Source organism: Streptomyces sp. NPDC107546 (assembly GCF_055639175.1).
In genome coordinates this window covers 1-24,712 of record NZ_JBVKBA010000025.1, presented here as the reverse complement: position 1 = coordinate 24,712, position 24,712 = coordinate 1, and the positions used below count along the sequence as shown (strand labels likewise).

Annotated in this window: 24 protein-coding genes and 5 pseudogenes; 15 read left to right on the top strand and 14 right to left on the bottom strand. The window is 68.1% G+C overall.

The window, feature by feature from the left end; all coding sequences use genetic code 11:
• Window positions 1–71: 71 nt before the first annotated feature.
• The 3 genes and pseudogenes from ACZ7L1_RS29185 to ACZ7L1_RS29175 all read right to left on the bottom strand — a co-directional run.
• Window positions 72–421, bottom strand: a pseudogene (locus tag ACZ7L1_RS29185) (helix-turn-helix domain-containing protein); the annotation flags it as partial.
• Window positions 422–689: 268 nt separating this feature from the next.
• A complete protein-coding gene (locus ACZ7L1_RS29180; RefSeq protein WP_471441175.1) occupies window positions 690–1,730 on the bottom strand; it encodes an MBL fold metallo-hydrolase in 1,041 nt (346 codons plus the stop codon).
• 83 nt (window positions 1,731–1,813) lie between these two features.
• Complete coding sequence (locus ACZ7L1_RS29175) at window positions 1,814–2,737, bottom strand: serine hydrolase (protein ID WP_471441173.1); 924 nt, start codon at window positions 2,735–2,737, stop codon at window positions 1,814–1,816.
• 101 nt (window positions 2,738–2,838) lie between these two features.
• On the opposite strand from ACZ7L1_RS29175, the gene ACZ7L1_RS29170 reads away from it, so the two are divergent.
• Both ACZ7L1_RS29170 and ACZ7L1_RS29165 read left to right on the top strand, forming a co-directional pair.
• Entirely contained in the window at window positions 2,839–3,813 is a 975-nt protein-coding gene (locus ACZ7L1_RS29170; RefSeq protein ID WP_471441171.1) for a LysR family transcriptional regulator, read from the top strand.
• 688 nt (window positions 3,814–4,501) lie between these two features.
• A complete protein-coding gene (locus ACZ7L1_RS29165) occupies window positions 4,502–4,756 on the top strand; it encodes a hypothetical protein (protein ID WP_471441318.1) in 255 nt (84 codons plus the stop codon).
• Window positions 4,757–4,909: 153 nt separating this feature from the next.
• Here the strand turns inward: ACZ7L1_RS29165 and ACZ7L1_RS29160 are convergent, their stop codons facing one another.
• The 5 genes from ACZ7L1_RS29160 to ACZ7L1_RS29140 all read right to left on the bottom strand — a co-directional run bounded on the left by ACZ7L1_RS29160 (window position 4,910) and on the right by ACZ7L1_RS29140 (window position 10,021).
• Entirely contained in the window at window positions 4,910–5,500 is a 591-nt protein-coding gene (locus tag ACZ7L1_RS29160; protein WP_471441169.1) for an SUKH-4 family immunity protein, read from the bottom strand.
• Window positions 5,501–5,546: 46 nt separating this feature from the next.
• Window positions 5,547–6,338, bottom strand: a complete 792-nt coding sequence (locus tag ACZ7L1_RS29155) for a nucleic acid/nucleotide deaminase domain-containing protein (protein ID WP_471441167.1) — start codon at window positions 6,336–6,338, stop codon at window positions 5,547–5,549.
• Window positions 6,335–7,063 (bottom strand): WXG100-like domain-containing protein, encoded by a 729-nt coding sequence (locus ACZ7L1_RS29150; RefSeq protein WP_471441166.1) that lies wholly within the window; start codon window positions 7,061–7,063, stop codon window positions 6,335–6,337. The genes ACZ7L1_RS29155 and ACZ7L1_RS29150 overlap by 4 nt, the downstream gene beginning before the upstream one ends.
• 304 nt (window positions 7,064–7,367) lie before the next feature.
• The gene (locus ACZ7L1_RS29145) at window positions 7,368–9,173 is read right to left on the bottom strand and encodes a WD40 repeat domain-containing protein (RefSeq protein WP_471441164.1); all 1,806 of its coding nucleotides are present in this window, start codon (window positions 9,171–9,173) and stop codon (window positions 7,368–7,370) included.
• Window positions 9,170–10,021: a nucleic acid/nucleotide deaminase domain-containing protein gene (locus ACZ7L1_RS29140; RefSeq protein WP_471441163.1), complete on the bottom strand. Its 852-nt coding sequence runs from the start codon at window positions 10,019–10,021 to the stop codon at window positions 9,170–9,172. The genes ACZ7L1_RS29145 and ACZ7L1_RS29140 overlap by 4 nt, the downstream gene beginning before the upstream one ends.
• Window positions 10,022–10,225: 204 nt before the next feature.
• Between ACZ7L1_RS29140 and ACZ7L1_RS29135 the strand changes: the two genes are divergently transcribed.
• The 3 genes and pseudogenes from ACZ7L1_RS29135 to ACZ7L1_RS29125 all read left to right on the top strand — a co-directional run.
• Entirely contained in the window at window positions 10,226–10,441 is a 216-nt protein-coding gene (locus tag ACZ7L1_RS29135) for a hypothetical protein (RefSeq protein ID WP_471441161.1), read from the top strand.
• Complete coding sequence (locus tag ACZ7L1_RS29130; RefSeq protein ID WP_471441158.1) at window positions 10,438–11,874, top strand: cytochrome P450 family protein; 1,437 nt, start codon at window positions 10,438–10,440, stop codon at window positions 11,872–11,874. The genes ACZ7L1_RS29135 and ACZ7L1_RS29130 overlap by 4 nt, the downstream gene beginning before the upstream one ends.
• Before the next feature lie 556 nt (window positions 11,875–12,430).
• Window positions 12,431–12,580, top strand: a pseudogene (locus tag ACZ7L1_RS29125) (IS630 family transposase); the annotation flags it as partial.
• Window positions 12,581–12,629: 49 nt separating this feature from the next.
• On the opposite strand, the gene ACZ7L1_RS29120 reads toward ACZ7L1_RS29125, so the two are convergent.
• Entirely contained in the window at window positions 12,630–13,274 is a 645-nt protein-coding gene (locus ACZ7L1_RS29120) for a hypothetical protein (protein WP_471441156.1), read from the bottom strand.
• 496 nt (window positions 13,275–13,770) lie between these two features.
• Between ACZ7L1_RS29120 and ACZ7L1_RS29115 the strand changes: the two are divergent.
• The 5 genes and pseudogenes from ACZ7L1_RS29115 to ACZ7L1_RS29095 form a co-directional block, all read left to right on the top strand.
• Window positions 13,771–13,909, top strand: a pseudogene (locus ACZ7L1_RS29115) (IS701 family transposase); the annotation flags it as partial.
• A gap of 54 nt (window positions 13,910–13,963) precedes the next feature.
• Window positions 13,964–14,152 (top strand): hypothetical protein, encoded by a 189-nt coding sequence (locus ACZ7L1_RS29110; protein WP_471441155.1) that lies wholly within the window; start codon window positions 13,964–13,966, stop codon window positions 14,150–14,152.
• 53 nt (window positions 14,153–14,205) lie between these two features.
• Window positions 14,206–14,574, top strand: a pseudogene (locus ACZ7L1_RS29105) (transposase); the annotation flags it as partial.
• Window positions 14,575–15,217: 643 nt separating this feature from the next.
• Entirely contained in the window at window positions 15,218–15,874 is a 657-nt protein-coding gene (locus tag ACZ7L1_RS29100; protein ID WP_471441153.1) for a hypothetical protein, read from the top strand.
• A gap of 31 nt (window positions 15,875–15,905) precedes the next feature.
• Window positions 15,906–16,087, top strand: a pseudogene (locus tag ACZ7L1_RS29095) (ATP-binding protein); the annotation flags it as partial.
• A 12-nt stretch (window positions 16,088–16,099) separates the two neighbouring features.
• Here the strand turns inward: ACZ7L1_RS29095 and ACZ7L1_RS29090 are convergent.
• Window positions 16,100–16,567, bottom strand: a complete 468-nt coding sequence (locus tag ACZ7L1_RS29090) for a hypothetical protein (protein WP_471441151.1) — start codon at window positions 16,565–16,567, stop codon at window positions 16,100–16,102.
• A gap of 36 nt (window positions 16,568–16,603) precedes the next feature.
• On the opposite strand from ACZ7L1_RS29090, the gene ACZ7L1_RS29085 reads away from it, so the two are divergent.
• Together ACZ7L1_RS29085 and ACZ7L1_RS29080 are read left to right on the top strand one after the other, a co-directional pair.
• On the top strand, window positions 16,604–17,476 hold the full coding sequence (locus ACZ7L1_RS29085) for a trypsin-like serine protease (protein WP_471441149.1): 873 nt from the start codon (window positions 16,604–16,606) through the stop codon (window positions 17,474–17,476).
• A 626-nt stretch (window positions 17,477–18,102) separates the two neighbouring features.
• Window positions 18,103–18,339: a hypothetical protein gene (locus ACZ7L1_RS29080; protein WP_200419964.1), complete on the top strand. Its 237-nt coding sequence runs from the start codon at window positions 18,103–18,105 to the stop codon at window positions 18,337–18,339.
• A gap of 878 nt (window positions 18,340–19,217) precedes the next feature.
• On the opposite strand, the gene ACZ7L1_RS29075 is transcribed toward ACZ7L1_RS29080, so the two are convergent.
• Entirely contained in the window at window positions 19,218–19,646 is a 429-nt protein-coding gene (locus ACZ7L1_RS29075) for a hypothetical protein (protein ID WP_471441147.1), read from the bottom strand.
• A gap of 139 nt (window positions 19,647–19,785) precedes the next feature.
• On the opposite strand from ACZ7L1_RS29075, the gene ACZ7L1_RS29070 reads away from it, so the two are divergent.
• From ACZ7L1_RS29070 to sigJ, 3 genes are read left to right on the top strand one after another with little or no spacing between them, the layout of a single operon-like run.
• Window positions 19,786–20,481 carry an NAD(P)-dependent oxidoreductase gene (locus ACZ7L1_RS29070; protein WP_471441144.1) on the top strand — a complete coding sequence of 232 codons (696 nt, stop codon included), beginning with the start codon at window positions 19,786–19,788 and terminating at the stop codon, window positions 20,479–20,481.
• Between the two features lie 37 nt (window positions 20,482–20,518).
• A complete protein-coding gene (locus ACZ7L1_RS29065; protein ID WP_471441142.1) occupies window positions 20,519–21,193 on the top strand; it encodes a hemerythrin domain-containing protein in 675 nt (224 codons plus the stop codon).
• Between the two features lie 56 nt (window positions 21,194–21,249).
• Complete coding sequence (sigJ, locus tag ACZ7L1_RS29060; protein WP_471441141.1) at window positions 21,250–22,128, top strand: RNA polymerase sigma factor SigJ; 879 nt, start codon at window positions 21,250–21,252, stop codon at window positions 22,126–22,128.
• Between the two features lie 97 nt (window positions 22,129–22,225).
• Here sigJ and ACZ7L1_RS29055 read toward each other — a convergent pair whose 3' ends face one another.
• Genes ACZ7L1_RS29055 through ACZ7L1_RS29045 form a run of 3 tightly spaced genes read right to left on the bottom strand, consistent with a single transcriptional unit; the run spans window position 22,226 to window position 24,150 of the window.
• Entirely contained in the window at window positions 22,226–22,375 is a 150-nt protein-coding gene (locus ACZ7L1_RS29055) for a hypothetical protein (RefSeq protein WP_471441139.1), read from the bottom strand.
• A 39-nt stretch (window positions 22,376–22,414) separates the two neighbouring features.
• A complete protein-coding gene (locus ACZ7L1_RS29050) occupies window positions 22,415–22,873 on the bottom strand; it encodes an RrF2 family transcriptional regulator (protein WP_470867241.1) in 459 nt (152 codons plus the stop codon).
• A 53-nt stretch (window positions 22,874–22,926) separates the two neighbouring features.
• Entirely contained in the window at window positions 22,927–24,150 is a 1,224-nt protein-coding gene (locus ACZ7L1_RS29045) for an acyl-CoA dehydrogenase family protein (RefSeq protein WP_471441137.1), read from the bottom strand.
• Between the last annotated feature and the right edge of the window lie 562 nt (window positions 24,151–24,712).

The following is a 24,712-nucleotide window of genomic DNA, read 5'->3' as shown; positions in this document are numbered from 1 at the left end:
GGCCGAGAGTATGTGGTCGCTGTGGCTTTCAGGGCTACGTGTGACTGTGCGGCTTGCGTCATCGGGCTGCCCTCGTCGATCAGGCGTCGGCGTTCGGCTGCGGACAGCGTGGCCAACTGGTGCATGCGTTCCATCTCCTCAGGGGTGGGCGCGCGTTCGGCGGCGGCCCTCAGCACCGCCCGTCGCAGGCGCAGGATGCCGATCTGCACGTCCAGTGCTCCACGGCGACTTCACTGAGTGCGAGTTCCTGGTCCACGACCCGCCGGATCATGTCGAGGCCGACTCCCAGTTCTCGCAGCGTCCGCACCAGGGCCAGACGAGCGGCAGCCTCAGGGGCGTAGCGCCGGTAACCGGCGTGGGTGAGGACGGCAGGCGCCACGATGCCGCGGTCCGAGCAGAACCGGATCGTCTTGACTGTCAGCCCGGTGAGGGGATGCCGCCGTCCATGAGTTCACCTTCCTGTCTCCCCCAGCAGGAGACTCAAGTCTGCGCCGCACGTCTCCCGCTCCCCTCCTGCTCGCTTTCTGCTTCCGTAACGGGCGAACACTCACGGCCTTGCCCCACGGTGGCGCCATGGGCAGGTCATTGGGCCAGCATCACGAAGCCACGGGTGTCGTCGTCTCGACTCGCCGGCCGACTGAGGGGCGTGGCGTCATGGAGACTGCTCGCGTGGACGCCCTACCGCGGTCCTATTCGCCTGCGGGGCGCATATCGCCGTCGTACACCGTGCGATAGTCGGGGACGACGACTCGTGTTGCCGGGGACGCCTTCGCGACCTGGGCGAGGAACGTGTCCAGATCCATCGACGGGTCTCGTACGGGGGAACCACTCAGTGGTCTTTCGAAGTTGTCCCAGTGGACCGGGACGGCCACGCGGGGGTGGTCCAGCGCACGCAGCAGTCGCTGGACATAGCGGTGGGTGGCTGTGCTGGAGGGCACGGCGATCATTGCCAGGTCGGGACGCAGGCCCCGAACCGCCCGCTCGCAGAAGTCGCTGGCCCCCATGAGGAACGCCGACAAGCCGCTGTTCCCGGCCGTCAACTGGAAGGCCAGTGTGTCGCCCTCCGGCAGGTCCGAGATGGTGCTCAGGGCCGTCGCGGGTGGGGCGTTCAGCGTGCCTGGGGCGAAGTAGGCGTACTTCTTGTTGCGGCTGTGCAGGCTCGGTACGACCTCGACGGTGATCCCGTCGAAGTCCAGCACCTCGCCGCCTTTCACCACGGAGATCTGCGCCGCGTCCACCCCCAGGGCGACCAGCAGGTGGTAGGTGGTCTCGGTGCCGACCACGCGGGCGCCGGTGGTCTTGGCGATATGCGGTACGTCGGCGAGGTGGTCCCAGTGGGAGTGACTGACCAGGACGAGTTCGGGGCGGCCGATGTGCGCGTCCACGATCTCCGGACGGGTCTGCAGAGGTGTCCGAGGATCGAAGGTGCCGTCGTACAGACCCGTGGTGAAGCGGGTGAGGTACGGATCGAAAAGAACGGTCCGGTCGCCGACGTCGATGCGCCAGCCGGCGGTGCCGAGCCACCGGAGGGATGCCGAACCCGCGGCTTGGCCGCGGTTCCCGGCCGTGGTGGTGGCGGCCGTGGCTGTGGCCGCCCTTGCCGTGGCGGCCGTGGCCGGGATCAGCGGGGAGGCCGCGCCGAGCGCGGCGCCGCGCAGGACCGTGCGTCGGTCGAGTCCGCGGTCTGAGGGCACGACGGCTCTGCGCGTGTCATGTGTCTCCTGGGGCATGGCGTCAGGAGATCAGGGCGTGAACTCCCGCGTCCAACACCGGAAACCGACCCTGGTGATACGCGAACGCATATGTGTCCTGGTCACGGGCCGCTCCCGCGGAGGAAGCCGACCGCGATTCCGGCGGCCTTGCCTATCGCGGCGTCCACGGTGGCGCGGGAGGCGGTCAGGTCGCGGGTGTGGGCGAAGACGGCGATCGCGTAGCACTCGCCGTCGGGGTAGCGGGCGACGCCCGCCTCCATGTGAAGCCCCGGCAGTGTTCCGCTCTTGGCCGCGACCTCGACGTCGTCCGGGAGACCCGTCACCAGCCGGTGGCGGAAGACCTGACGGCCCATCCAGTCACGTACGAGCGCGCAGGCTTCCGGCGGCCCGGCGGCATCGCTCCAGATGAGCTCGAGCAGTCGTGTGACCTCGCGGGGTGTGCTCGCCGTCGTGCGCCGGGGGTCCAGTACGGCCAGCCGCCTCTTCCGCTCGTCCGGCAGGGCCGGGTAGCGGACGGCGAATTCTCGCTCGTCGCGCGCCCCGACCTCCGCGAACATCGATTCCAGCAGCTCTCGCGGTCCGCCGACGATCCGGGTCCGGTTGAGGCCGAGTTCCTTCACGAGCAGTCGTACGGTGTCCAGGCCGACGTGCGCAAGCAACAGGTCGGCCGCCGAGTTGTCGCTGACGGACATCGTGAAGTGGGCCAGGTCGCGCAGCGACAGCTCCACGTCGTCCAGGCAGCCGGCGGTTCCCCAGCCGCCGAGCCGGTCGGCCGCGGTCACCCGCACCCGCATGCGCGGGTCGAGCTGGCCGGCGACGACCTGCCGGGCGAACTCCAGCACCAGCAGCACCTTGAAGATCGAGGCGATCACGACGGGGGCATCGGCGCCCACGGCGACTTCGCGGACGCCCGGCTCCGCACCGGCCTCCCCGGAAACCTCCGTGCTCATGCGAACGGGGACCGCGTGCAGTCGCCCTTCGGCGCTCGCACCGGCGAAGACCCGTCGGATCCGTTCCTCGATCACCGCTTTCCCCCTTGCCACCGATGCGCCCCGACCACCGGATCGGTCCGGTCCCGGCCCACTGATCCATCCCCCTCACGGCGGCGTCACGTACGATCCTTGACGTGGATCTCTTGCGCCACCTACGTCTTTTCGTCACCGTAGCCGAGGAGCTGCACTTCAGCCGGGCAGCCGAGCGGCTGGGCATGGCGCAACCGCCGCTGAGCCAGGCGATTCGCAGGCTGGAAACAGACCTTGGTACGGAGCTGTTCAACCGCTCACAGCGCGGAGTCAGGTTGAGCACCGCCGGAGCGGCGCTGCTGGAGGAGGCCCACGAACTCCTCGCCCGGGAAGAGAGGCTGCGCATCCTCGCCCGCCGCGCCGCCGACGGCGACCTGGGCACACTTCGCGCGGGCGTACCGCCCGACACGACTGCCGCCGTGCTGTCCGCGTTGCTCTGCGCCTGCGCGGAGCAAGCTCCGGGGCTGTCCGTCGATCTTCAGGAGGTCCCGACCGAGGAGCAAGTACGACTGCTCTCCTCCGGTGGGCTGGATGTGGGACTCGTGCACCATCCGGTCGACGCCACCGAACTGCAGCTCGGCCCCGACGTCTCACTGGATCTGGGTGTCGTCCTGCCCCGCACCTCGCCGCTGGCCCGGCTGCCGGAAGTGGCGCTGGGCGAGCTGTCCGGCCACGACCTGGTGCTCTTCCCGCGGTCACACGCGCCCGGCTGGTATGACCGGATCCTCGACGTGTGCCGCGCGGAAGGCTTCGTTCCCGGCCGCCTACGACACGCGTCCAACCCCGAGTTCCTGCTTGCCCTCGTGACGGCCGGTCACGGCATCGCCTTCGACCAGGGATCGATGGCCCGCAAGGAACCGCGTGTGGCCTGGCGTCCACTGGCCGACCGCCCGCTCACCCTGCGCATCAGCGGCGCCTGGCCCGCCGGCCGTGCAGCCCACCCGGCCGCCCGCCGCTTCGCGGAACTCGCGGGCGCCGTCCTGGCCCGCGACCACCTTGCAGCCTCGCGGCGGGAGAGCCCTCCTCGTCCGCCGGACGATTCCGCTCCTCCCTGGTCGGTGGTCTACGGCGTCCGATAGATCGTCTTTCCTGAATGGACCAACGTCGTCGGTGTCAACCAAACCCCGGTCTTCACCGACCAGCCCCAGTCGATCTGGACAAGGACCCGCTACGGTAACGCCGGCACGAGACCACCGGTCGAGGCCAACAGCTTCCAGGGGTACGGCCACGAGTTGCCCAAACCCGGCATGGCACTGCTGGCCCTGAAGTTCATAGGCCTGGCACCCTAGGTCGATAGGTGCTTGTCACCAGGCGTGGGCTCAAACCATTCGCTGGACGTGGCCGGAACCAACCGGACCGACGGCATTCTTGAACTCGGCGGCCCGGTGCCGGCAGTGCAGCGAACCGATCACCTTGCCGCTGGCCACTTCCAGGGCCGCGAACAGGGTGGTGGCCTACGTGCCGGACCATCTCGGCGGGGACCGCGTGTTGATCGTGCACGAGACGGGGTTTCTGAAGAAGGGTCTGCGTTCGGCCGGCGTGCAACGGCCGGCGGTCCCCTCTCGCCGCACTGCAGCCCGCCCCGGCCTGACCGACGCGGCGCACACCGATCACGCTCCCCCACGGCTGTTGCGTGAGGGAGCGTCGTCGTCTCCGGGAGTCCTGGCCCTGCCCTTCAGGGGCGTACCGGATCCGCCGAGCATGGCGTTCAGCCTGCTGATCTCCGAGGTATGCCCGTCGCCGGAGGTGTCGTACAGGGTTGGGCGGATGAGCGGGAAGCACCACGGTGAGGTCACGCCCTATGAGCCCACGCCTGAGGAGATGCGCGGGATGCGTCAGTTCGTGGACACGGGCATGACCCGTGAGGTCTCGGGATCCAAGACCGCCCCCGCCAACGTCTCCCGGCTCGCCGTCGACGGTATGGCCTACTGCTCCTACGAGATCCTCGCGGACGACATCAGCCGCCAGGTCCAGGCCGGACTGGCCGGAGGCGTCACGGCGCTCTGCCCAGAAATGCCCTGAGGGTCAGTTGGCCAGGGACCTGCGGCACACGTCGATCACGCGGGAGTTCTCTCGCCGCCTCTCGCTCACCGGCGCCGTCCCTCCCCAGCCCCACACTCGTGCAGACCACGACCCATTCGTCCTCGCCGAGCGCCGGGTCGCCGACAGGGGTGCTCAAAGGAAGTGGTGCTCGGGGTCCACGATGTACGTGAGGATCCCGTGCCAGCGGGAATCGGGGTTCTCCAGGGCGGCGGGATCCACAGACATCATCGCTTCGCGGACTCGGACCTGTGCGGCCTCGGGGTCGTAAGGCACCTCAATCTCGCTTTCCCACTGCGCGTCGAAGTGCGGGCGTTCCAGTTGGAGGATGTACAGGAAGTGCACGAAAGACCGGAGCGAGCTGTTCCACAGGTAGATCTCGGAATCGTCGGGCAGACAGTAGACCGTGCCGGTGTCCGGATCGAAGGCGAGATCGTCATAGGGGATCATACCCAAACCGATCCACTTGTCCGCTCCCGCCGGGACGACGGAGTAACGGTCAACAAGTTTTCCTTCCCAGTCCTCGACGCGCTCAAACCGCTCTGCGAGCTCGGCATCCATGTCGAACCAGGGATTGTCCCAGACCGGGATTCCCAGGGTTCCCAGGGTTTCCCTGGCGTCGGCGTCACCGACAGCAGTCAGCCCTTCTTCCGGCACAACAATCAATTCAGCCGGATCGAACACGGTCTCCAGCATCTCGCGAGTGAGGGCGGAGGGACGACTCATGCTCTTTTCCTGTCAGTTGTGGATCACGTTCGGAAATGCAAGGATATCATCGATTGGCCTGCAGTTCGGGGAGATAAAATTTCATCTCGTCGTTCCCGGCACCGAAACTGTGCGTGACCGCGGTGTTTGGTAATCTCTCAGCCATCCAGGCGCTGCAGTTCACCCCGTTGACGCATGGCGCCCGTTCTGTATAGAGGTGGGTTATTCTGCCTTCATCTCCCTGCCTGAGGAACGGTATTCCGATCATGCGTTCCGAATGCCGGTACCCATTGCTGCGCGCGACGAGGACGAAGTCGTTCTTGCCATTCGCGCCGGCCACTCTGGCCGCCGCGTAGTTGTTGCTCTGAAATTCTCCCTTCCTGTCCAGCCCGCCGTAGCTTTGGTCTGCGTGGCGGGCCAGCTGTGTTGCCACAGAGAGATCAGTACTCCCCGCCGTCACCTGTTGCGACGACACCTGCGGCCGCGGGATTTCCTTGCCTTCCTTATCCGATTTGAGCTTGGCGTTCTGTTCACCTTGCCTTGGGCGCCCAATGTTGGCTTCGTCGAGCCCAAGACGGTCTTTGTCTTCTTCCGTAAGAGCGGAATGACTGCCATCGGGGTGCAGTCGGCGTATACTTCCATCGTCGGCCATATGGTAGACCGGCGTCTCGCCCTTGGCGATCTTCTGAATTTCTGCGGCATGCTTGGCATCCGCCTCAAGATAGTTGTGCGAGACTTTCTTGAGGCGTGCATGTGTATCGTGATAGAGGGCTTTGATGGCCTTACCGGCGTCCTCACCGAGCGCCTTGCCCAGTTTCTTTGCGCCGTCCTCCAGCGCCGCCGTGATCTTGTTGGTCATTCGAAGGACATCCCGGCGGCCCGAACCCTGAACTCCTCCGCGTGCGAGGCGACGGTGCCGGCGTGGGCCTTCATCAACTCCGCACGGGTCCGGAGATGCTCCGGATGAACGGAGAAGCCGGTCCCTGCCTCCCCAGCATCGGCCGACACACCGAGAGCGGACTCGGTGGCCTTGAACATCAGGCCGCTCGCCGCCTGCCCGACCACCTCGATCAGCGGGTTGACGGCGGCTTCGATGACCTCGCCGACGATGTACTGCTCCAACTGTTGCTCAAGGTAGTCAACGGCCTTTTCCGCCGCCTCCACGATCAGCGCCTCGGCGGCCTCGGCGAGTCCGAGCGTGGCGACAGCGGCTGCCTGATCGGCCACGAAGGATGCAGCCAGGGCGACGAGTTCTGCAATGGCGGCCTCCTTCATGCCCACGATGACGTCGGCAGCCATGTCCAGCGCGGTCGCGACGGCGTGGCAGGCGGTCAGCAGCTCGGACATGTGACTGTTCGACATCTGCCCCCACTTGGCGAGCAGTGCGTCGTATGAGGGCCCCTGGTACACGTCAGCCATCTTCTTGATGGTGGCCGTGGAGTCCTGGTGTGTCTCGTCCACCTTCCGGGCGAAGTCACGTATGTGCTCAGCGAACTCCCGAACCTTGTCCTCGTTCACGTTCGGCCAGTTGACGCCGATGAACTGGAGCAACGAGACGACTTCTTCAGGTAGTTCAAGGGCCAAGGTTCCTGCTCCCCCGTCAAGTCGACCACAACTCAACCAGGTTCGCGCGGATCTGCTCGTTCGATGCCACGGCAGGGCAAAAGTTCGACAATGAAACGCACTAACGCCGTATCAGACCGAGAGGGGCGCCGGCGTGTCTACGGCGGGTCAGCACGTCGTCGTCCGCGACTGCGAAAGAGCTTCCGAGTGGCCACGTTGCCTGCAACATCTCCTGCCCTCGCCGGACGCAGTGCTCAGGCGTCCTCCAAGAGCGGCTCATACACACCGCCATGCCGGCCGGCATCCCTGTGGAACGGGCTTGCCCTCACTCATCACTCCACAGCCGCGCGGCGTTGAGACCAAGTGCGTAGGAGCCTTCGCTGCCCCCGATCGTGAGGCAGAGCCGGGAATCGGCCAGGGCAGGACGGTCCGGGGCAGTCGGCGCAGTGGTGCAGACGAGGGAGGAACACGGAAGAAGCAGCGGGACGGTACGAACCCTGCCGGAAGGGAGATGCCACAGGTGGAGTGAGGCGTCATTCCAGGCGACGGCGAGGAGAGGGCCGACGGAAGTCTGCTGGGTGGTGATGGCGGTGGCGAGGGCGGGCCGCTGCTCGAGGGGACGGGGCATGGGGTCCGCGAAGGTTTTCCAGAGTCGGACGGTGCCGTCCATGGCCGTGCTCATCACCAGCGTTTCCCCTTGGCCGGGAAGGGCCAGGCACGTGACGGCAGTGACGGGAGCGGAGTGCAGGACACGTGAGAGGGGGGCGGGCTCAGAAGCCTCCAGGTCCCATACGTGGACACTCCCCTGCTCGTCACCGATCACGACGAACCTGCCGCAAGGGCTGTGTCCGAGGGCACTGGGCCGGAGATCCCGATGTCCGAGACCTGCCTGGCCGTGGTGGGTCGCGATGAGGCCGAGGACGCTTCCCGGCTCTTCGCCGGCGTGGTGAAGAGCGCCAGTGTCACTGAGTAGAAGTACGCCGTGCCCAGCGTGAGCAGCCATACCGTCGAGGCGGGGCATTCCGGCTGCGGTCTGCGGGGTGGGGACGCCGTGCCTGCCGGTAGCAGCCTCCACCTCGAAGATGCTTCCCAAAGGATCAGCGGCCAGGATCGTTCCCGGCTTGCCGGGCATGGCCGCCAGGGCACTCACGGCCATGTCCTGTCGTGCCCAGACAGCCGCGTAAGCGTGGTCTGCGAGGAGGGGCTGCAGGTAGCGGGCGAGGAGGGGGCTGGGCCCCAGGGCGGCCGTGTGGAGTATGGCCGCCCGCTCGGAGGTCTGGTACTCGACGTCCGAGAGGTGGGGCGCGGCCAGCCTCCATGTCTGCCGAAGGCCTCGCGGGGCGGGGATCCGCTCATCGGTCAGACAGGCGGCGATGGAAACGGTCGACCCGTGGAGCAGGAATCCGGGATCGCCGACGAGCGCCGCTATGGCGGGCCCAGGGTCGGGCGCGGTCAGTGCCCAGTCCAGGGCATGTTCACGGACGGTGCCGGAAGCCTTGTCCCACCGCACGCGTCCCTCGGGAGTGCGTGGAAGTGGAGAGTCGTCCTCCGTGGTCGGAGCCTCGCCGGAGTTCGTGAACGGCTTGTCTCCGACGTCGATAGTCGTGACGAGCCCGGCTGGCAGGCCGTCGAGTAAGCCGGTGTCGCCGACTTCGACGACGGCGCGGGTCTGCGGCAGATCCAGAAGAGGGGCGAGGAGATCACGGACCAGGGTCGCTGGGTCGGCCGCCGGGCGGTCGGCTGGACCACGGCCGGATCGGTGCAGATCCACCACCAACACCAACAGCGGCCTTCGGTCCACAGCCAGACACTCCAGCAGCCGCTCGGCCGAGAGCGGCCCGTAGCCGAGTTGGCGCCCGAGGTCCCACGCGACGGCATCCGTGAAGAGTCCCTCGGCCAGGACCGTCGCGTGGACCGTGGTCGATGGATGACTCGCGGAGCCGGCGAGGAACCAGGCGAGCAACTGGCTTTTCCCGCTGCCCCGTGCCCCGCGGACCAGGCAGAGCTTGGACTTGTCCGGCGCAGCGCAGGCCGCCCACTCGAGCAGGGTCGAAGCGTCGGTGGCGGCGACCCCGTCTAGTGGCGGCCATTGCGCGATGTCCGGACCCGCGGACGCCGAGGAGAGGCTCACTGTTCCGCCGCCGTGTCGTCGTTCACCGCAGTGCCGACGTTCTCGCGCAGCAGGCGGATACCCTCCGCGCGGGAGTCGGCCGTCTCCCCGTAGGGGAAGGTGTGCGTCATCGATTCCACGTGCGGGAAGACCTCGGCCAGCCACATGGAGCAATAGTGGCCCGGCATGAAGCAGGGCTGCAGGTCGGTGTGGATGCGCAGGACCTGCTCCGCACGGACGCCGGCGGCCTGCAGCCTGTCCCACAACCGCTCTTCGGGATGGGCGGCGATCGCGCCGGCCTGGGTGACGATCCGCTTGCCGTGCTCGGCGTCGACATACTCGAAGGCCGCGTAATTCTCTGCGCTCGCGGTGTCGCGGATGTCGTCCAGGACCCGGGGCCACCAGTCCTCCCGGTCGCCGAAAGCCGACGGGTCGCAGGCCTGCAGGCGTTCCCGAAGGGTCTCGAATGCCGAGGCAGCCACGGCAGGTTGGTCGGTGGTGACGATGACGCGCAGGGCGTCAGCCAGTTCCAGGAGACACGAGGCGAAGGCCTCGGGAGAGGAGCTCACGAACCGCCGCTCCTCGTCGTAGTCCAACAGCACCGCCCATACGGCGCCACGCGGGTCGGCACACAGTTCGAAACCGCCGTCGCTGCCCAGCCTCGCCCAGGAAGCGCACTCTTCGCGGGCGACACGGCGCCCGGATGCGGCGGCGTACGCGCCCAGCGCCACCGGGTCGCGGTCGAGAGTGGTGAAATACGGGCCGACCTTACGCGGTACCGAGATCCCGGCGAGGCGGGGCACGGGGGACTCACCGGACTCGTGGTCGCCGGCCGGACCGAAAGTCCGGAATGTGGGTTCGTCGATCACCAGAGGTGCTCCTTGGGCTCCGTTCCAGGCTGCGGTGTTGCGCGCTGCGGACTTGTCGGTGTGACCGTCAGTATTGCTCCAATTCGTGGTCCTCATCGAACCAGAGGGTCGGGAGTGACTCAACGCGGCGTTGTCGACAGGGCTCGTGATCGCCTACGCCCGACATCTTCTCCGTTGTCCCCGGCCATCCCCAGCAGCGGCTTCATGCCTTCAAGGCGCCCCCAGAACCTGTTCGCCGCCCAGAGCGTCGTGCACGTGTTCCAGCGAGGCGTCCTGCCCCATCCCACAGCCGATGCCTGCAACGTCGTTTCGGCCAAGCTCACCGCTGGGCTCCTCGGCGGATTCGACACACAGGTCGCCAAGGTGGCCGACGCTGACACCGTCGCCCACAAGTGGCTTTCTGCCAACGCACCTCCGTGAAGCTCGATCCGCATCCCGGCCAACCGGCCTCAGGCGGGATCGCCACCGCGTCGACCACACAGCACAATCGCACTGCAGCGTCCGGCGCCTGTCGGCGGACCCGCCCGTCCATGCCGGCCGCTGCTGCCGGCCCGGTCGCAGACCGAGACCATCGGCAAAACCACTGCACACCGACGAGAGGCGGGCAGTTGCCAACCGACGATCACCACCCGTACGTTCTCGACCCGGCAGGTCACGACATACGCGCGGAGGGCGCCCAACTCCGCGCCCGTGGCCCCGTCACGAAAGTGATCCTTCCCGGTGACGTCCCGGCGTGGTCGGTCACCAGTCAGGCCCTCCTCGAGCAACTCCTGACCGATCCGCGGGTATCGAAGGATCCCCGTCAGCACTGGCCGCGATTCATCGCCGGGGAGATCACCCCCGAGTGGCCGCTGTACGCCTGGGTCTCTGTCACCAACATGTTCACCGCCTATGGCAGCGACCACCGAAGGCTCCGAAGACTGGTGACGCCGGCTTTCACCGCCCGCAGAACGGCCCAGCTGCGCCCTCGGGTCGAGCGCATAGTGGCGAGTGTGCTGGACGATCTGCCTGGCACCGCGATCGACGGTGTGGTGGACCTGCGGCAGCACTTCGCATACGTGATCCCGGCGCAGGTGATCACGGAGCTCATGGGTGTCCCTGAAGGCTCCATGGCGGTCGGTATCCGCGCCTGCATCGACAACATCTTCAACACGGGACTCGGTCCAGAGGATGCTGCCGCCAACTATCGCACCACCTACCACCTGCTCAACGACCTGATCGACTACCGCAGGAGGCAACCGGGGGACGATCTGACGAGTCACCTGATCTCCTCTGGCGATACCAACGAGTCACTGACCGAGGCAGAAGTCGTCGACACGCTCCTGCTGATCATCGCAGCCGGCCACGAGACAACCGTGAACCTGCTCGACAACGCCGTCTACGCGCTGCTGACCGCGCCGGACCAGCGCGACCTGGTCCGCGCGGGCAAAGTCACCTGGGCCGATGTCATCGAGGAAAGCCTGCGTGTCGACGCCCCCGTGGCCCACCTGCCCCTGCGCTACGCCGTCGAGGACATCAGCATCGCGGGCACGACCATCCCGAAGGGGGACGCCATCCTGGCGTCCTACGCGGCCGCCGGCCAGGACCCCGAGCGCCACGGCCCGTCAGCAGGTGCCTTCGACGCAACTCGGGACGTCAAGGATCATCTTGCCTTCGGCTACGGCGTTCACTACTGCCTGGGCGCGCCGCTCGCCCGCATGGAGGCAGCCACTGCGCTCCCGGCGCTGTTCGAACGCTTCCCGTCCCTCGCACTGGTCCACTCCCCCGCGCGTCTCAAGCCGGTTCCTTCCTTCATCTCCAACGGACACCGGAGTCTGCCTGTGACCCTGGCTCCTCGTGGAGCGGGAACGTAGAGGACGGCTTACCGCCCCTGCGGGCCTGACCGGCGGACGACTGCCGGGGCGGTTTCGTTTGGGACAGGGGCGTCCGGAAGGTACTCGGGGATCCGTTCTCGGTGGCGCGGACGGAACGAGGGATGAGTCCGACGACGTCGCCGCAGGGCGACTGCGCAGAGGGCCAGAGGCCTGACCACCTGTCAGGGCGACGATCATGATGCCTAGGTGGTCTGGCGGATCGTGGAGGACTCGAACTGCTCCCTCCCCGGCCGCCGGGACGCCCCCCGTTACCGTCGTCATCGGCTCCGCAACGGGGCCTCCGGCCTTCGGGCCCGGCATGACTTCCCCCTCCTGTTGTTGATGATCCGGGGGGTGGTGTCACCGGGCCCGGAGGCATCGACGGACCGCTGATGAGGGGCTTGAGCACCGGCTTCACCCAGGCCGGAAGAGCTCTCCGTAACGTGGATGTGGCAGCTCGATGCCCAGGCAAGGCCGGACGAAAGCGTGATGGAGGGGCCTGCACGTGATCGACACCGGCGACATCGACGTCTTCCTCGGCCTGGACGTAGGCAGGCAGACCAAGGCCCTGCACGCCTACCTGCGCTGGCGCAACGCCAACGCCCGCCATCACGACGTCCTGGCCGCCGAGCGCAAGGAACGCGCCCGCATCCGAAGCGAGAAAGGCATCCGTTGGGGTGGCCGACCGATCTCAGCAGCAGCCTGACCAGCCAACCCCCGACCGAACCTCTCCTTTACGGCGGAGACGCCTGAGCCTACCCCCGGGGTGTGCCGTCCCAGCGCCATGTGGTGAGACGAGGTTGTCCGGGTAGTTCAGCGCGTCCGGTGGCCCACAAGAGGGTGAGCCAGGGTTCCGTCGCCGACGGTGCGTCCGGAAACAGCCGAGCGAGCACCCGCGCGCACAGATCGGCCGGCGGGCTCCATGCGAGACCGAGCCCTTGTGCCAGGTCGTGCGTGTGCACCAGGGTCTCCACGATCCCCATCGCGGCGAAGCCTTCGGGGTCCGAGACGCCGAAGGCGTGGTGGGCGCGGGTCTGCGGAGGCGTCGTGCGCACCATTGCGACCAGCAGCGCGCCGCTCGCTTCCAGGACCTGCAGCAGGCCGACGGGCCCCGCCTTGCGGTTCGCGTGAATGGCGTTCGCTGGGCCGCCGGGCCGTCGGCTCTCCCATACGAAGGGCACCTCGCCATCCAAGGGCGGTGCTTTGGGGCCCAGTTGCGCAGCGTAGGCGAAGAGGTCGTCGCTGAGGTGCTCGACGGTTTCCCAGCAGTCCCATTCCAGCGAACCGGCCTTGCCTTCCCACGCGGCTGGAGGCGCCTCGCGAAGGACTGCCACAGCGAGTTGCACGGCAAGGTCGAGGTCGTCCGCGGTGACGGGGGCAATATCGGCTGATCTGGACATGGCAGGACTGTACCTGGCCCGGAAGGAGCGACCCCTCCTTTTTGATCACCGCCCAGCAACCCGGCAAAGGTTCGCGGTCACAGCACCAGGTGATGCGGCGGCGGGACCGCGTCTTCTCCAGCCTCACACCGGTCCGGGATATGTCAACCGACGGCGGCCCCCACCGACCGGCGGAGAGTCTCGGGGCTGGATGTCTTGATCAAGGCCCGGAGGTGTCCGAGCAGGACATCGGCCGGGCTGGTGAGTCCGTGACTGTCCAGACCAGCGGACAGCAGCAGGGTTTCCGCTCGGTCGAGGTGTCGACCCGCCGAGCGTGGTGACGGCGACCGGAGCGCTGGGTGGTGGAGTGACCTACCATCACGATCAACCAGGCAGCTGCCACAGCCCGGGCCCCCTGGACGGGCACCGACTCCAACAGTGACGCCGACGCTGCTGCCGCCAGCACATCCTGCCCATCGGAGTCCAAGACTCATCGCGATCCGCCGTTCTTACGACTGTCCGGATCTGGTGGGAGAACGGCTTCGGCCACTGGGTACTGGCCCGCCGTATTCTCACCGACTACGTCTGCTACGGCCCGGTCGGCACCGACTGAAGGCCTGGCCCGGGTGGCTGGAACCCGGTGGCAGGTCGAGGAGCAACGATCTTTGACCAACCCTGACCGCCTCCGTCGGGGTTGCCCGGAGGCGCTGGTGGAGACCGTCGCCGCGCCCGGGATCGAAACGCTGATCGACCAGGCCGAACAGGGCTTGACCGCCGAAGATCCGCGGACCGGCCTGTCCGACTTCCTCAATGCCTCGATCGAGGCCCGGCCCACTGACGTGGCCCTCGCCCGGTGTTCGCCGCCCCCGGTGAGGCTCTGTCCCGCACCAGCGAGCTAATACTGCAACGGTGCTTGCCGTGACTGCTGACCAGGTCGGTCGTTGGTGTGGTTATGGGTGGGGACCTTGCTGATGTCAGGTTGTGGGCGAGTGAACTGAACACGCTGCACGAGCGGTTCGTGCACCGGTTCAACAGATCGGAGCCGCGGGAGTCGGCACTGGCCTACATGCGGGGATTAATCGCTCCGTTGCAGCGCAAGAACGGCTGGGCCCTGGCCGAGGAGGCCGGTCACGCAGGTCCGGACCGTATCCACCGGATGCTGAACCGGATCGACTGGGACGCCGATGAGGTCCTCGATGACGTGCGTCAGTATGTCGTCGACAACCTGGGTGACCGGGACGCGGTCCTGATCGTGGACGACACCGGCTTCCCGGCTGCCGGCAGATCTGCTCAGAGGCTTGCGTTGCGCGGCCGTAGGGAACTGTGGGAGGAACTGGCTCACACCGGCTGGCTCGAGATACCGGATCTCAGGCCGGCCCACTTCAAAGTGCGGCTGCTGAATGCCGCGGTCGTGGATCAGGTTCCAGGTCGCAGCGCACACCGCCGTGCCGCGCACTGGGCACTGCGTCCCGCGCCGCTGCTCATGCCGCCCACCGCACCGCATGCCCTGCGCTGACCGCGTTCGTGGTCGCGTTACACACCTCCACCCAGGTCCACTGCAGCACCGACATTGACGTCCTCGCCCGCCTGTCCGGACACTCTCCTCACCAGGCCGCGGAACTGCTGGACCGGCTGACAAACAGCCGCGCTCCGGCCGCCTGGCGTCACACCCAAGACACCGACGAAGTCCTGTGGCAACTCCCCACCAGCAGGCCCGAAGTCATCCCGCTGCACGCCCCAGGCAACCCCATTAATTGGAACCATGAAGCTCAGGTTGAGAAATAGTCGTCACTCAAGAAGAGCAACAGGCTCCACCCATCCGTACTATCTCTATGCCGGGCCACGCGCAGCAGTCATCTGCGCTGCCGCTCGGATCCCAGCGTGAGAACGCAGGTGCGCGGCTTTCTGCGCCTGCACCACAGGTGCTGCATGCACGGCCAAGAAACCCAGAGAAAGGTCGACCCATGTCGATCACGACTTCCGGCACTGAACTGACATCGCAGTACGCCGCACAGGTAACCAGCGACCTCGAACGCAACGCCAAGGAGCAGGAACGTATCAATGCGGAGATCACCGCGCTGCAGGAGCAGCTGGCCGCGCTGCAGCATGACCACTCCGTGCTGATGCAGGTGCAGCAGGTCCTTGGGCTTTCGCCGGCGCCGGTTCAGCCCACAGCCGGTTCGGACGGTGCCGCGGTGCCTGCTCCGCGCAAGAAGGCCGCTGCTGAGCCCGGCGCGGGCAAACGGACGCGCGCGAAGAAGGCAGCCGGCCCACAGAGCGCCACGACCAGCAACAAGCCGGCGCAGGCGGCCGAAAACTCCAGCAACAAGGCCGCAGCCGCGAAGGCGGCCCAGCCCACGCTGGTCGAACTCGTCCGCAGCCACCTCACCGAGCAGAGCGAACCGCGCTCCGCGGCCGAAGTCGCCACCGCGCTCGGCCAGGCGCATCCCGAGCGAGGCATCAAGGCCACCGTCGTGCGTACCACCCTCGAAGGACTCGTCGCCAAGAACCAGGCCCAGCGGACCAAGCAGGGCAGCTCCGTCTTCTACACCGCCCCCGGTGCGGCCGAGCAGACGACCACGCCCGTCCAGGGCCAGGCAGAAGCCGGCCAGGCCGAGTAGGCCATCGGGCAGCACGCTGCCGCTGCGGCGGCAGCAGCTGACCGAGACCGCTGCCCAATACGGTTCGTCGACCTGCTCTGCATCGACGAACTCGGCTACATGGAAGTCGACCGTCGTGGCGCCGAACTCCTCTTCCAGGTCCTGACCGAACGCGAGGAGAAGAACAGCGTCGTCATCGCCTCCAACGAGTCCTTCAGCGGTTGGACCAAGACCTTAAGAAATGCTCTATCGAACAGGACCGCACTCATCGATGATCACGGTCGGCTCTGACAGGAAGACATCCCTGTCCACGGGGCCGTAAGCGATGTTGAACGTGTCGAGCCAGTACGACCAGCCGCGGATTCCCAGGACACTGGTGAACCGGTAGTTCAACTGCCATCGGACCCACTGCCCGGGAAGCAGCCGAACTGCCGGCGGCCTGCGCGGCCGAGGCGGCAACGCGAAAAGTGGTTCCACACGAGCGAGCGCCCGAAGCCGATCACCTTCATCCCGCAGGCTGACGCCGATCACGGCTGCCCCCTGCTCGTCCTCGCCCACCTGCGGTGCGGGCACGCCTACGCCCGGCTCGCCGCGACCAGATCGCGTGCCGGGCTGACCACCCACAGCCCCTACAGAGGGAAAACCCTGGAAGGGCGGGCGTGCTCTTGTCGCGGCCGCCCCCAGGCGCTTCACTGGCGCTGCTCCACCCCCCACAGGAGAACACCCGTCCCATCGGTAGAAGGGTTTCTCTTGACCGTCCTACGCGCGTCCGCCGTCACCGCCGCAGCCTGTGCCGCCGTGCTAGCCACCGCCATGCCGTCCTCGGCCATCAACTCCTACAACGCGACACCCGCACCCGAGCGCACCGAGGTCGGCGCGCTGGTCGCGACCTGGGACAACGACGGCGACCCCACGACACCCGACCGGGTCGACTGGGTCTGCTCCGGAACCATGATCGACGCGGACACGTTCCTGACCGCCGCGCACTGCACCACCGACTGGCCCGACAACGTGAAGTTCTACGTGTCCCTGGACCAGGACGTGCAGGCCGGCCTCGACGCCGCCGCGAAGAAGTACCCCGACGATCCGGCCGCGCAGGCGGGCGCCATCGCCGTCCAGGGCACCGCCCACAGCCATCCCGACTACCCCGGGCCCGCGTCCGACCCGCACGACATCTCGGTGATCGAGCTGCCGGCGAACAAGGTCAAGGCCCGCTGGACCTTCACTCCAGCCACGCTGCCCACCGCCAACCAGCTCGGCGCGCTCGGCCCGCAGGCGCTGAACTCCACCGACTGGTTCGTCGCCGGATACGGCACCCAGGAGGCCCAGCGCGGCCCCGGCGGTCAGACCCACCCCGGCGGCGGTGTCCGGATGAAGGCGCCTGTCACCTTCGACGCCCTCAACGACGCGTGGGTCCGCCTGGCGATGACCGCACCCCAGGGCAACGGCGGCGCCTGCTACGGCGACTCCGGCGGCCCGAACTTCGCCGTGATCGGCGGCCGGAACGTGCTTGCGGCCACCACGATCACCGGCGACGGCCCGTGCTACGCGACGAACGTGTCGTACCGCCTGGACACCCCGGGCGCCCGCGCCTTCCTGGCGCCGTTCGTGAAGCTGCCGTAGCGCCCGCCAGGCACAGCCCGCCACCTCCGCAGCGCTTTTACCGCTGCCGGGCCCGCCACCGACTGCGGCTCGGACGAGCCATCGGCGGCGGGCCCGTCCGGCGACCGGACCGGAACCCTTCCGGCGGTGCGCTGACCCGGTCACCCGACTGGTGGCCCACCTCTCCCCCCAGCCGGCGGGGAAGCGTCGTCGCGCATTGTCAGCGCTGGCGGCGAAAAACACTGCGAAGTGTGCCGGCCTCCGCAAGAAATCCTCACAAGGCGTCACTTGACCCCGCGGTCCCCGGGCCGACGGAACGCGATCCGATCAGCCGCGGCGACGCTGCCGACACCGGCGGCCGCAGCTCCGACCGCCGCGGCGGCGGCCGCACCTCTACCTGGCTTTCAAGAGCGCGAACGGTTCGTGGTCACCCACTCAAAAGTCGGAGGCAGTTCTGGCTGGACGGGCACAGGCCCGGGCTGCCCGCGTACCGCCGCGCCCGGCCGAGTGATTCCTGTGCACCGCTCGGGCGCAGGCCAACGTGCCGCCCAAGGACAGCCGGCGTCTCTTCACTACCGTCAGGGACGCTGTTGGTCGCAGGTACCGGCAGCGGTCCCATCCGGGAAGCTGTGAGGAGTTGAGCGTCCATGGCCGTGTGTGACGTCTGCGGCAACGACTACGAGATGTCTTTCGAAGTGCACGCCAAGGGAGGAGCCGTCCACACCTTCGACAGCCTCGAGTGCGCCGCCCAGCGGATGGCGCCGATCTGCGAAAACTGCCAATGCCGCATCCTCGGTCACGGCCTCCAGGCCGACGGGCAGTTCTTCTGCTGCGCGCACTGCGCCCGTCAGCAGGGCAAAGCGGAACTCGTGGACCACGCCTGACCCGCTTCGACTGGGCTGACGCCCCTGACAGCCACCTGAACTGCTCAAGGCCGCGACCAGACACACATCCGCGAAGCAGTGGCACCTGGACAGTCGCACACACACGACACGGCACGCCCGCCCCTGCACACGCAACAGCCGTTCATGGCGCGCCAAAGGCAACGCAACGGAAGGCCGGCGATGACGCGCAGGTCGTACACTGACCGCTCCCGGGCGCCGCGTGCCACCAGCTGAGAGCCCTTGCCGTGCCTGGGCCGCGGCCCGAACCCGGGGTGCTTCGCAGGGGGCGGGACGACCGTCGCCCACCAGGGGCGTGCCGCCGAGTTCCCAGTGCCACAGCACCTCGCCAGCCGCCTGTGCCCCTCGGCTTGACACCGGCGGAAGGTGTCGTAGCGGAGCCCGATCGGGCAGGTCGCCCTCCTTCGAGCCGCCGCTGCCCACCCGGAGCGCTCCGGCGGACAGCCGAGGCGATCATCGCGGCGGGAGGGCGGGAGGCGGCTGCGGGATTTCGCTCCCCACCCCCGCAGTCAGGCGCTCTGCAGGGCCGCGAGGACTTCCTTCGCCGTGGTCGCACTGGACTGCGGGTTCTGCCCAGTGATCAGGTTGCCGTCGACAACGACGGTGTCCGACCACGGTGCGCCCGCCCGGGTCTTCGACGATCCAGCGGCGGGGCAGGATGACGAATCCGGAAACTACCTCTCACACCAAGGCCGTGCTTGCGAGAAGCCGGCGCCCCGCGCGCTAGGAGGTCTTTGCACGACCACGCTTTGCGACGCGATCGATCGCAGGTTGAGGCCGCCCATCGCCAGGATCGACGCGAGCCCTCATGCGACCGTGGCAAGGCCGACTGCCACCTGACGAGCGGCCCCCGGTGTGCCCTACTGGTGAAGGGGCGGTGTTCCAATCCGGCGCTGTTCCGGCTCCTGCGCAAACGGGTATTGCTCGCTGCGGCTGCCGGCGTCCGCTTCGAGCGCGGTCAGATCATCGAGCGCCAAGGTTCGTTGCTGCTTGACCGACTCGCCCTCAAGCCGGCGAACGTTCAAACCGGCAAGCAGGGTGCCTTCAACTGATGGTCCCGTATCGGCGATTGCTTGGCGCCAGAGCCGGAGGTGGCATGATCCGGTCATGAGCCTTACCGTGCGGCAGCTCGCCCTGGCGAGGTCGCTCATGATGATCGGCGGTAGTCCCCCGGCCATGCCGAACAGGGGCCGTGTTGCGGGCGGCGATGGTGGGCAGGCCAGTTCGCGCGCCACCTGTGGGCTGCGTCGTCGCCGGATGTGTCGCCGCCCCTTCTGCTCGAGGTCCATGGCGCTGACCCGCCCGTTCTGATCCTGTGATCGGCGCTGCGCTGAGGTCGGCTGTCACGTTCGAGCCGTGCGATCCGACTTCTTGTATGAGTGGGCACGGAGCGGCCGTGCTGGACCAGGACAGGACGGGGAACCGGACATGCGGATCGTCATCTTCGGCGCGAACGGCGACACCGGCCGCCTGCTCGCCGAGCAGGCAATCGAGGCCGGCCACGAGGTGGTTGCGGTGACGCGTAATCCCCACAGCTTCCCCATTGCGGCCGCGCGCTTGACGGTTGTCCGTGCGGACGTGCACGACCGGGCAGCGACTGCGCGGGCTGTCGAGGGCAGTGAGGTGGTGCTCTCCACGCTGGGGGTGCCATTCAGCCGGAAGCCGATCACGGTCTACAGCGATGGGATCGCGTCCATCGCCGATGCCATGGCGTCCCACGCGGTCAAGCGGTTGGTGGCGGTGAGCTCGGCCGGTACCGAGCCGACTCGGCACGCCGACGGCGGGTTCGTGCTGAACCGGGTGATGCAGCCCCTGGTCACCCGGACGATCGGCAAGACGACGTACGCCGACATGCGCCGCATGGAGGCCTTCTTGCGCCAGTCCGACCTGGACTGGACGGTCATGCGTCCCGGCGGCTTGTTCGACGCCGAGCAGCCCAGCGACTATGAGCTGGCCGAGAACCGCTCCGATCGGGTGTTCACCAGCCGTGCAGACCTGGCCGCATCGATGCTGGCCCTGGCCGCCAGCCGGGAGTGGATCGGCAAGTGCGTCACGGTCAACACCACCAAGGGCACTCCCACCGTGCTGCAGATGATCCGCCGCGAAGCTTTCGGCAGCCACTGACCATGACCGGCACAGACACCATCGACAGGAGACACCGATGAGGAACCACGGCCCCGAAGCCGCCGAGACCAGCACCGCGGCGTGGGAACGTCGCGCCGCCCGGGCCGGCGCGGTCGATTTCACGATGATGTACGTCGCGCACGACGCCTTCAACCGCGACCTGGCCCGGCTGCTGAACGCCGTCGCGGCCGGACGCGGCCACTCCCCCGCGGCCGTCGCGACCTGGCAGATGTTCAGCAAGCAGTTGCAGACGCACCACACTGCGGAGGACACCACGCTGTGGCCGCAACTGCGGTCAACGGTCACCGATCCCGACGAGCAGCGCATCCTGGACGACATGGAAGCCGAGCATGCCTCACTCCACCCACGCATCGAGCAGATCGACGCCGCCATCACCGATCAGAACACCAAGGCGCTCGAACAAGAACTGTCGATCCTGGCCAAGGGCTTGTCGGCGCACATGATCCACGAGGAGTCCCAGGCGCTGCCGCTGCTCGAGCGCCGGCTGGGCAAGGCCGGCTGGGACGCCTTCGGGAAGGAGATCCGCGACCAGCAGGGCGGGATCAAGGGCGCAGCGGAGTACCTTCCGTGGGTGCTGGACGGCGCCACCAAGCAGCTGAAGACCCAGGTCCTCAAGCTACTGCCCGCGCCCGCACGCGTCGTCTACCGCAGGGTATGGGAACCGAGGTACCGCAAGGCCGTGCGGCTGTGACGGACGAAACTGCCCACGACGCGACAGGTCCACAGGGAAGCCAGGAACAGACGGACATGGACGACATGGCTTGGTTCGCCGAGCAGTTCGAGACCCACCGCCCACGACTGCAGGCGGTGGCCTACCGGATGCTGGGCTCGCTCACCGAGGCCGACGACGCCCTCCAGGAGGCGTGGATCCGCACCACCCGCTCGGAGAGCAGCGGCATCAACAACATCAGCTCTTGGCTGGTGACCCTGGTCGGCCGGGTGTGCATCGACATGCTCCGTGGCCGTCAGGCCCGACGCGAGGACCTGGTCGGCACCTGGCTGCCCGAACCTGTCGTCAGCACCGGCGAGACCCACGATCCCGAACAAGCCGGCCTGCTCGCCGACTCCGTCGGCCTCGCGCTTCTCGTCGTGCTCGACAGCCTCGAACCAGCCGAACGACTCGCATTCGTCCTGCACGACATGTTCGGCGTCCCGTTCGACGAGATCGCCCCGATCGTGGACCGAACCCCCGTCGCCGCGCGCCAGCTCGCCAGCCGAGCCCGCCGTCGGCTGCGCGGAACGACCACGGTGCCGGACGCCGACCTGCCTACCCAACGGCGCGTCGTCGGCGCGTTCCTCGCTGCCTCCCGCGCCGGTGACTTCGAAGCCCTGGTCACCCTGCTCGCCCCCGACGTCGTCTTCCGCATCGACACTGGACCCCGCGCTTGGCCCACCCCCAACCTCCTCACCGGCGCCCGCGATGTCGCCGAGCACGCCACCACGTTCGGACCGCGGTTCGCGACCCTGTGCAAGCCGGCGCTGGTCAACGGCGCCGCCGGCATCATCGCCACCGGCCGCGCCGGCGTCCTCGCCGTTGTCGGCATCACTGTCATCGACGAGCGCATCGCCGAGATCGACCTCATCCTCGACCCCGACAAGCTCTCCGGCCTCACCATCGGCGGCTGAGTCATGCTTCACGCCCATGGCTACGGTTCGCACCACTCCGTTCGCCATGCCGCTGTCACCCATCCGGACTGTTCGTGGCAGAAATGCGCCGACTGCACTACAGCGGCGCCCCCGCCGCGGGATCGCCAGCCACCGTAAGAAGGACCATCCTGAGCAGCATCTCCCGCACCCAGGCGATCCGCACCCTCGACGGCGCCTGGGTGCCGGAGCCGACCGCGTCCAAGCCGCTCGCCGCGGTCCCGTCCATCGCCAACGGCCTCGTCGCGTTTCGATCACCGGACGTCGGTCAGGGATTCGTCCAGGCCTCGGGGTCCTCCGCGAGGCTCAGCACCTCGTCGGGCAGTTTGGCCGCGGCCACGTGGGCCAGGGTGACCTCGCCGAGTATCTTGCGGACGTTGGCGCGTACGGCGATCCACAGCGGCAGCAGCGACTCCGCGGGACCGCAGTAGGAGAGCTCGGGCGGGCGCACTCCCCGCACCGAGACCAGGGGGCCGTCCGCCATGCGGATGACGTCGGCGATGGCGATCGACTCCGCCGGACGGGCCAGCCGGTAGCCGCCCTTGCCGCCGCGCTGGCTGACCACAAGACCGCCCCGGCGCAGGTCGCCGAGGATGCCCTCCAGGAATTTGTGCGGGATGCCCTGGGCCGCGGCAATCGCCTCGGCCTTGAGTGAGGCCTCGCCCCCTGCTGCGGCCAACTCCAGTGCCGCCCGCACCGCATAGTCCGCCCGCGCCGAGATCCGCATGCCGCGATTATCCATCACTGTCGTGTCGGCCCCCGCACCGGTCGCCCTCCCGGTCAGGCTGGAAGGGCGAAGGGTGGGTGCGCGCCGTTGAGGAAGTAGTCGCCCACCTCGCGCAGTCTGTGGGCGACCGGCTCCCGCAGGGTGTGTGTCCGGGCGTTGCGCCAGAAGCGGTCGAAGCCGTGCCGCGCGGAGGCGGCGTCGGCGCCGATGACGTCCAGGGCACGGGTGGTGATCTCCTGCGCAGCCCGGGAGGCGGCGGACTCGGCCACGCTCGCGAGGACGGCGATCTCCGCGCACTCCTCGTCGTCGAGATCCTCGCCCTGTACGAGGCCGCGCACCAGGGCATCCACCGCCTGCTCGGCGAGGGCGGACGCGGCACGTGCGATGACGGTGAGCTCGCCGTACACGGTCAGCGCGTACGGATCGTGCGACGGGCTGTCCGGCCAGGGCTGAGGCGAGAACGGCTGCCAGGGGGACCTCATGCCCCTTCCGCACTCGCGAACCTCGGCCAGCAGGCCCTCTGCCACGCCCAGACAGAATTGGACGGAGACCAGACGCGCGGTCGGCGCGGCCAGAGAGGCGAAGGGCGACAGGACGCCCTCGTCCGGCGAGAGGGAGCCGAGCACATCGTCGGCCGCGACCGGCACGGAATCGAACTCCACGCCGCCACCGGCCGCCAGCCGCTGGCCGAAGGCGTCCCCGCTGCTGCCGCTCACGACGCCCGAGCGGGCGGGGTCGACCAGGACGGCCAACGGCTCACCTGTGCCGTACTTGGCGGCTCGAACCACCAGCCGGTCGGCGATCCCGACTCCGGTGGCATACCTCTGGTAGCCGTCGAGCAGATAGCCGCCCGACGTGGGGGTGAGGATGAGCGGTGGTTCATGTGAGGCGATACCGCCTCCCCAGAACCACTGCCCCGCCGTCGACTCCCCCTCGATGCTGGCGGCACGGGTGCGGTCGGCGAAGAACCGGGCGCTGCAGGACAGGAAGTAGTGGTTGCCCAGCAGGTGGCCGATGGCCCCGTCGGCCGCGGCGACGGTCCGGATGACCGCGTAGGCCGTGCGCCAGTCCCCGCCGCCGCCCCCGAGTTCGGCCGGGGCCGGCAGTGTCAGCAGTCCCGATTCACGCAACCCCGCCACCTCGTCGAGCGGTGCCTTGCCGGCCTGTTCGCGCTCGACGGCGTCCGTGGCCAGGTCGTCGGCCAACTCACGGGCTATGTGCAGCCAGTCGACCTGCCCGGCCCCCGCGTCGGTCGCCTCACCCGCCGTCACCGTCATGCCCTCACCCGCTTCATGTGACTGCGACTGCGACCGTCGCTACAGCTCAGTGCTGTGGTCATGGCGTCTTCCTTCAGGGGATCGAGGACGACGCGGTGCCCGGCGAGGCGGCGTGGGAGTACAGCGGTGCGCAGTGACGCGTCGGCTTCATCATCCTCACTCTCCTCTTCGACCACCGTCAACACTTTCCTAGTAATTCGATAGGAAAACTAGGAAAGCCCGGGGTCTTCCGGCTGATTCGCGCTCCCGGATGGCGAGTTCGCGATGGCGGGCGGCCAGGTGGTCGTCCCTGACCCGGGGGCTGCCGACCGCGCCGTGGAGGCGTTCGCGGAGCGTGGCGCCGCCGGACGGAGCCGGGATCCTGCCGCGGCTGCGCCGGGACGACGAGGTCGAGGAAGTCGGCGAAGGTGCCGTAGGTGGCGGCGTAGGCGAATTGAAGCCGTCGAACCTCGGCGTCGTCGGCGATCACCTAGGCGCTGTTTCTCGGATCATGAGCGGAGCCAGATGATGAGTGCTGCGAGGGTGACGGTGCCGAGGTAGATGTAGGCCCGTTTCTCGTAGC